Below are 7628 nucleotides of genomic sequence, written 5' to 3' on the forward strand. Positions count from 1 at the left end.
GAAATGAAAAAATTTAGTTGCCCTGTATTATACAAGGTAGGTTCTAAAAATTGATGTATTCAAAAAAAAGTGTTGGTAACTATTGATTTTTAAGGGATACAGTTTTTAGGATTTTAATTTTTAGAACCCCTCTTAAATCAATTTGAATTTAGAAAATTCTTGTGTGTAAATGCAGGTGATTACAAGAAAATATATACTTAATTTTCTAACATTGTTTTAATGAGAGTATAAAAACTATTTTTCAAAGTAGAAGGATAGTATTGCAAATTATATTTTTCTATTCTTTTTCTAAAATAATAGAACTGTTCTAAATTAAATATCTTTAAAAAACCAAATTATTTTTGAATGCTATGAGTTTTGCTATGTCTTTCATACCAGGTGAGGTCTCAAATTTACTATTCACATCTACTCCAAAAAAATAGGGGTTTTTCATCTTTTTGAGAGAATCTATGTCTTCTATATCTATACCACCGCTTAAAAAAAACGGTATCTTTGCACTATAGTTTTCTAATAAACTCCAATTAAATTTTTTCCCCGACCCCCCATAGCCGGCTGTCTTGGTATCAAACAACAAATAATCCACTATATCAGAAAATACCTCTACATATTCTAATTCTTCTCCTGTTTCTATAGGGATAGTAAGAATTATTTTTATATTCTCTTCTTGCAGTTTCTTACAAAACAAAACGTCTTTTGTATATATTTGCACATAATCCAAATGATATTCTGCTACTTTTTTTTTTATTTCGGTAACAGATGTATCCACAAACACTCCTACTTTTTTTATCTGTGATAGGTATGACTGTATGCGTTCTAATTCTTCATTTTTTTTCACATATCGGGGGGAGAATGGATAAAAAATAAACCCTATAAAATCAGGATTTACCATTTGTAAATCTTCTATATTCTTTGCTTCTCGCATACCACATACTTTCAGATTAAGAGTTTTTTTTTCTTTTAAAATATTCATAATAAGTAATGTTCATCAAAAGTAATAAAAGAGCATAAAAAAAATCTTCTAAGGGAATAGTCCCTATTCTTACACTTAAGGTTTCAGTGTTATTATACCAAACGATAGGTTTGTCAGTAAATGTCCCTGTAAGAATACTATTTACTATAAAAAATGGTACAAGATGCACAAAATAAGTAATAAAAAAAAGAGGAAGCCAAGCTGCATCCAACAAAAAATGAATACATAAAAAAATACCCGTAAAAAGAAAACAAAAAAAAGTATAATTTTTGCTCGCTAAAAAAGGGGTTGAACTGAGTAAGCCTATTCCTACCAGAAAACAAAGCATTTTTCCAAAACGAGGCAGAGTATATTTTCGAAAAAAATACCTCACACATTCATATAGAAAGATAGAAGAGAAAGGGATAGTTATGAAAAACAAATACTCCTCCACAGGGAGAGAAAAAAGATAATACTCTAACAGATATGTTTTTTCAAATCCCCAAACACCTGCTCTGGTAAAAAAAATATCCCATATTATAAAAAAAACACCCGTCAAAAAGAGTGCAGGAAAGAGATACTTCCACTGAGAAGCGTAATAAACCCGATTCTTTTCAAAAGAAAACAAGAGCGGAAATAAAATACTCAGGAGATTAATAAGAAAATACGTAAACATTATGCTTTTTTAATTATAAATTAAATTTAGATTTTATAGTAAGTAATTTTTCAAATTTTTTTTCCATATTCTTAATTATTTAAAATGTAAATTTACAAAACCCACTTAAAAGTGCTACAAAATACATGTTTTATCTAAATTTACACAAAAAAAAATATTTTCATCAATAATAATACATTGAGGCAACTATTATTCAAATTTCATAAAATTATGGAGTAATATAATAATTATAAATTATGCAAAAGGTATAATGAATATCAAACATCAAAAGCTGAGATGATTTTTCTTGATATGTGAGAATCCTTTATTTTAGCAGTTGATAAAGTGATACCAAAAGCAAAGAAAGTACATGACCGTTTTCAATGTATTTTTAAAAATACTTAATGAAGCAATTGATAAGGTAAGAAAAAAGAAGTGTCAAAAAAATAAATTTTTATTAAATAGTAGGCATACTTTGCTGGTGGAAGATTAAATGTAAAAATCTAAACTTGAAAAACTATTGTATGGGGTATAGACAATTCTAAAACTTTAAATCTGCTATTCTTTTCTGTATGATGGTTTAAATCTTTATCCACTCAAATGTTTGTATAATCTTTTTTTTATTTTTATTGTTACACAAAAAACATAAAGAAAGCACAAAAGAAATATAAAAAACAGAAAATAGTTCATAATTCTTAATTATTATATAATTTATGAAACATCTTTTATTATTGTTAGTATTATTTATTACATCTTGTGGGGTAAAGAATTATGGTTTTTTTCACAATAGATACACTGCTCTTCCTCATAACGAAAAAGGAGGGGCAACAGAAATTACCAAAGCACAAAAAGATACTTCGTTAGGAGAAGAAAAAACCTATTATCCCACCGCTTCATTGAGTACAGATTACATTCCACTCCCGAAACGAAAACAAAAGAACAAAAAAACAACGAAAACAAAAAAAATAACAGATACCATTATTCAAAAAGAGAGCTGTGATATTATTTTCTTACACAATGGAATTTCCTTTTTTGCCATTGTAACTCAAAAAACACCAAACACTATTGTCTATAGAAAATGTAATCCACTATCCGAATCTCAAGAAGTAATAAGTGCATTGGAAGTGCAGTATATTCAATACCATGATAAAAAAAAAGATAGTATTGAAAATGTATTCAGACAACAAAAAATAGAACATTCCATAAGAATGGAAAAACTTACTCGCTCTGCTGCTATACTTAGTGCATTACCTATACCTTATTCTAGTATCATAGCAACAGTGTATTATTTTTATCAACAAGGCAAAAGAACTCCCGAACAGAAAGTATTAGATAAAGAAATTGCAAAAACTAAAAAAATAGAATTATTTGGTGTGTTTTCTTTTGCATCATTCGGTTCATCTATATTGCCGCTTATATTAGGGGTTACTGGGTTCATTTTTAATGATTTTTATTATGCTTTATTGTATCTTTCTCTTGCAACAGCTCTCTCTTTGGTAAGCATTGGATTAGGAATAAAGAGTATAATAAATCTGAGAAAAAATAGAGAGACAAAGAGAGGATGGGGGTTTGTTTTTATCACATTATTTTCGATAGTACTTATTTTATTTTTATCGCTTTTGTTTTTAGGACTACTTTTAAGTAAAATTTAAGAAACAAAAAGTAGAAAATTATTATTCAATGGAAAAATACTGAAAGATTCGGGTATTTTTTTCATTTCAAAAACAATAAAATTCAATTTTTAGAACCTATTATAAATAAATAAAAATGGAAAATATATTCAAATTAGAGCAACTCACGTGTGTGGTATTAGCGCAATACCACCGTTGGTATCAAGTATATGAAGTGCCATTTACGGATAGAACTATTTCAAATCAAAAGATATTTTGAGTGATGATGTTGGAATTATTTCGCAAAATGGAACGACTAAAGGAAAAAATGGGTTGGAAGGTCAACTAAAAAATTTTTAAAAATTGGAAAAAAGATATATAATTTTAACCTTTGACGTGGAGGAGTTTGATACACCTTTGGAATATGATCAGGGAGTGGATGTGCAAAAACAACTTCATACTTCATACGAAGGACTTATATTATTGCAAAATCTCTTGAATACGTATGAAATACCAGCTACATTTTTTTGCACGGGAGTATTTGCTGAAGCGTATCCCGATGTGATACGCACTCTTTCTCATACCCATGAAATTGCTTCCCATACTTTTTTTCATAGCACATTTGATGATAGAGATTTGGAAAGGTCTAAAAGCACTTTGGAACATATCATTGAAAAAGAAATACAAGGATTACGAATGCCGAGGATGCAATTTGTAGAAAATACATTGGTAAAAAAAGCCGGATATAGTTATAATGCTTCCCTCAATCCTACTCTTATACCCGGGAGATATAATAATCTTTCCAAGCCCAAGCTCCCTTTTAGAGAAGGAGGTATATGGACTATCCCTGCGACAGTTTCCCCATCGTTCCGCATACCTCTTTTTTGGCTCACCTTCAAAAACTTTCCTCTTTGGTTCTTCAAAAAACTTTCCTCTGATTCTCTTCGTGCTTATAAGGTTATTAATCTCTATTTTCACCCATGGGAATTTGTAGATCTCTCTGATTTTTCTAATATTCCTTCTTTTATAAAAAGATTTTCTGACAAAAAAATGTTAGAAATGTTAGAGAAATATATTATATGGGCAAAAAATAAAAATATAGAATTTATTACTATGGCTGATTGGATACAGCAACTCTCTTCATCACAAAACAAATGAATGCAATAAATATATTTTGGTTTCGTAGAGATCTCCGATTTGATGATAATACAGGTCTCTCTGTTGCTTCTCAAAAAAATACACCTCTCCTGTGTATATTTATTTTTGATACCAATATATTACAATCATTGCCTCACAAAGCAGATGCGAGAGTGCAATTTATACACACTTCCCTTCTCACTCTCAAACAAAAACTCGTAGGGCAGGGGAGTGATTTATATATTTTATATGGGACTCCCCAAGAAAGTTTTCGGACTCTTTTAGAAAAATTTACCATTGAAAATGTGTTTTGTAATGAAGACTACGAACCCTACGCTCTTCAGAGAGATACTCAAATACAGGGTTTACTGCAAGCAAAAAACATCTCTTTTTTTTCCTTCAAAGACCATGTCATCTTTCATAAAAATGAAATTCTGAACGATAATACATTACCCTATAAAGTATTTACTCCCTATAAAAAAAGATGGATTCAAACATTACAAAATAATCCTCTGCAGCTATATCCTGATGTATTACAGAACACTCGCTTTCTACCCATCAATTCCCTTTGGTTTCCCTCCTTAGAAAATATTGGTTTTGTCCCATCTCCTATAACAATACCGCCTCTTAAAATAGACGAAGAAAAAATAAAAATATACGATACCATAAAGGACTTTCCTGCAATGGAAGGCACCACTAAAATAGGAATTCATCTGAGACACGGAACTATAAGTATCCGAAAAGCCGTTTTGATAGGTAAAAATAGAAATGAAGCGTGGCTGAATGAATTGATTTGGAGAGAGTTTTATATAATGATACTTTATAATTTCCCTTATGTGGCAAAAAAATCTTTTCAACCCCAATACGAACATATACAATGGCTTCCAAACCAAGAACATTTTGAAAGATGGTGTAAAGGAGAAACGGGATACCCACTAGTAGATGCGGGGATGCGTGAATTGAACAATACGGGATTTATGCACAACAGAGTAAGGATGGTGGTAGCAAGTTTTTTAACGAAGCATTTGCTCATAGACTGGCGATTGGGAGAGAGTTATTTTGCAGAAAAACTTTTGGACTTTGATCTGGCAAATAACAATGGAGGATGGCAATGGTCAGCAAGTACAGGATGTGATGCACAGCCCTATTTTCGCATTTTTAACCCTAATATTCAAGCTCAAAGGTTTGATAAAAATTTTGTTTATATAAAAAAATGGGTTACCGAAGTATATTCTCACAAATATCCTAAACCTCTTATTGATGATACCTTTGCCCGAAAGAGAGCCGTAGAAGTATTTTCTAAAATTAAAAAAGTGTGAGTTTTCAAAAGAATACATTAAAAACAGTAGAAAAATGAAAAAGAAATATAAAAAGAAATGTAATAAGATGACAAAAATGTATTTCTTTGTATTATAATTCTGAAAAGTACTGAAAGTTTTTTTGGATTTTCTTATAATTCTTAATATTGTTATTTTATTCATATACTTCTTAGATATATAAGTTTATATAAGGGCTGTTGTAGATAAATAGTTACAAATAAAGATAAAATAATTAAAAACTTCAAAATGAATGAAATTAAATATAAAACAGCAAATTTGAAAGACATTCCTCAAATTCAAAAACTATTGAACAAATATCAATTACCTTATGAAGACGTTATTACTTCAAAGGTACTTTTTATTATTGCTTTGGCAAACGGACAGATTATTGGGTGTATAGGAATGGAAAAAAAAGAGAATAACGGATTACTTCGTTCTTTTGTAGTTGAGGAAAGATTTCAAAAACAGGGTGTAGGCAATGAACTTTTTAAGATATCTTTAGATGAAGCACGAAAAGAAAAAACTAAAGTGATGCATTTATTGACCACAACAGCAGAAACATATTTTTGTAAAAAGGGATTTGTAAAGACAAACCGAAATGAAGCACCAAAAGATATAAAAGAAACAGCGGAATTTTCAAAACTTTGTCCCTCAAGCTCTGTGTATATGAATTTAGATTTACATAACATTAATAACTATTAAAGATGAAAAATACAGAACAACGGTCTACTCATTTCAAAATAGAAAAATCAATTTTTAGAACCCACCTTAATTTTGCATGAAGAAAAATGTTATTATTTTTTTTAAACAATAAAGAAAACAAAAACAATTATATTTTTATTTATTAAAAAATAAAAAACTATATTATTTACAAAAACCAATTATTTCAAAACCTGTTTCAAAAGGACTTTTTAGAAACAATTTTGTGAGACATAAATTAATGTAATATCTTTTAACTTAAAATTAAATTTTTTCTACGTATGAAAATATTCTATATAATAACTTTTGTTATTGCTTATACAATATCTAACTATAGATGTAACGGGCAAATAGTAACCTTAAATCCTTCTAATGCTAAAGCCCAAGACAGTGTAGAGATAATATATGACGTTGCTTTGAGTACCACTGATAATACCATTTTAGCAGGTAAAAGTGCTCTTAATTCTACTGTTGCATCTGTTTATATGCACAGCGGAGTAGTTACTACTCTTAATGGAACTACATGGGCTAATATTGTAGGTAATTGGGGAATGGACGATGGCGTGGGAAAGATGACAAAGATCAATGGAACAACGAAATGGAGAATAAAAATTGTACCAAGTTCTTATTATAATGTTCCCTCAGGTACCAATATATTTAGATTAGCAATGATATTTAGAAATGCTAATGGGTCTTCTGAGGGAAAAGGAAATCCAGGATTTTTTTTTGGAGGCGAAGTGGTTTCTAATGGGGATATTTATGTTAATTTTCCTGCCCAATCTCAAATAGTAACCTTAAATCCTTCTAATGCTAAAGCTCAAGACAGTGTAGAGATAATATATGACGTTGCTTTGAGTACCACTGATAATACCATTTTAGCAGGTAAAAGTGCTCTTAATTCTACTGTTGCATCTGTTTATATGCACAGCGGAGTAGTTACTACTCTTAATGGAACTACATGGGCTAATATTGTAGGTAATTGGGGAATGGACGATGGCGTGGGAAAGATGACAAAGATCAATGGAACAACGAAATGGAGAATAAAAATTGTACCAAGTTCTTATTATAATGTTCCCTCAGGTACCAATATATTTAGATTAGCAATGGTATTTAGAAATGCTGATGGGTCTTCTGGAGGAAAAGGAAATCCAGGTTTTTTTCCCGGAGGAGTAAGCATTAATGGTGATATCTATGTAAATATTAGAGCGGTTCAGAGTATCACTTTTGGAGCATTAGCAAATAGAACCTTTGGAACGAAT

8 protein-coding genes are annotated in these 7628 nt (G+C 30.0%); 6 read left to right on the forward strand and 2 right to left on the reverse strand.

Annotation, left to right across the window (positions count from 1 at the left end; all coding sequences use genetic code 11):
- Nucleotides 1-322: 322 nt before the first annotated feature.
- Complete coding sequence (locus QM536_08820) at nt 323-970, reverse strand: phosphoribosylanthranilate isomerase (GenBank protein MDI9357108.1); 648 nt, start codon at nt 968-970, stop codon at nt 323-325.
- Nucleotides 939-1625, reverse strand: coding sequence for a lycopene cyclase domain-containing protein (locus QM536_08825; protein ID MDI9357109.1), 687 nt, complete (start codon nt 1623-1625; stop codon nt 939-941). Before QM536_08825 ends, QM536_08820 begins: the two co-directional genes overlap by 32 nt.
- 692 nt (nt 1626-2317) lie before the next feature.
- On the opposite strand from QM536_08825, the gene QM536_08830 reads away from it, so the two are divergent.
- The 6 genes from QM536_08830 to QM536_08855 all read left to right on the forward strand — a co-directional run.
- Nucleotides 2318-3256, forward strand: coding sequence for a hypothetical protein (locus QM536_08830; protein ID MDI9357110.1), 939 nt, complete (start codon nt 2318-2320; stop codon nt 3254-3256).
- 115 nt (nt 3257-3371) lie between these two features.
- Complete coding sequence (locus QM536_08835; GenBank protein ID MDI9357111.1) at nt 3372-3494, forward strand: hypothetical protein; 123 nt, start codon at nt 3372-3374, stop codon at nt 3492-3494.
- 83 nt (nt 3495-3577) lie between these two features.
- A complete protein-coding gene (locus QM536_08840; protein MDI9357112.1) occupies nt 3578-4372 on the forward strand; it encodes a polysaccharide deacetylase family protein in 795 nt (264 codons plus the stop codon).
- On the forward strand, nt 4369-5670 hold the full coding sequence (locus QM536_08845; GenBank protein MDI9357113.1) for a deoxyribodipyrimidine photo-lyase: 1302 nt from the start codon (nt 4369-4371) through the stop codon (nt 5668-5670). Before QM536_08840 ends, QM536_08845 begins: the two co-directional genes overlap by 4 nt.
- 246 nt (nt 5671-5916) lie before the next feature.
- Nucleotides 5917-6372: an arsenic resistance N-acetyltransferase ArsN2 gene (arsN2, locus tag QM536_08850; GenBank protein ID MDI9357114.1), complete on the forward strand. Its 456-nt coding sequence runs from the start codon at nt 5917-5919 to the stop codon at nt 6370-6372.
- Nucleotides 6373-6650: 278 nt separating this feature from the next.
- A partial coding sequence (locus QM536_08855; protein MDI9357115.1) for a hypothetical protein occupies nt 6651-7628 on the forward strand: 978 nt, incomplete at its 3' end.

It is taken from the genome of Chitinophagaceae bacterium, assembly GCA_030053935.1.
Classification (GTDB): domain Bacteria; phylum Bacteroidota; class Bacteroidia; order Cytophagales; family JASGCU01; genus JASGCU01.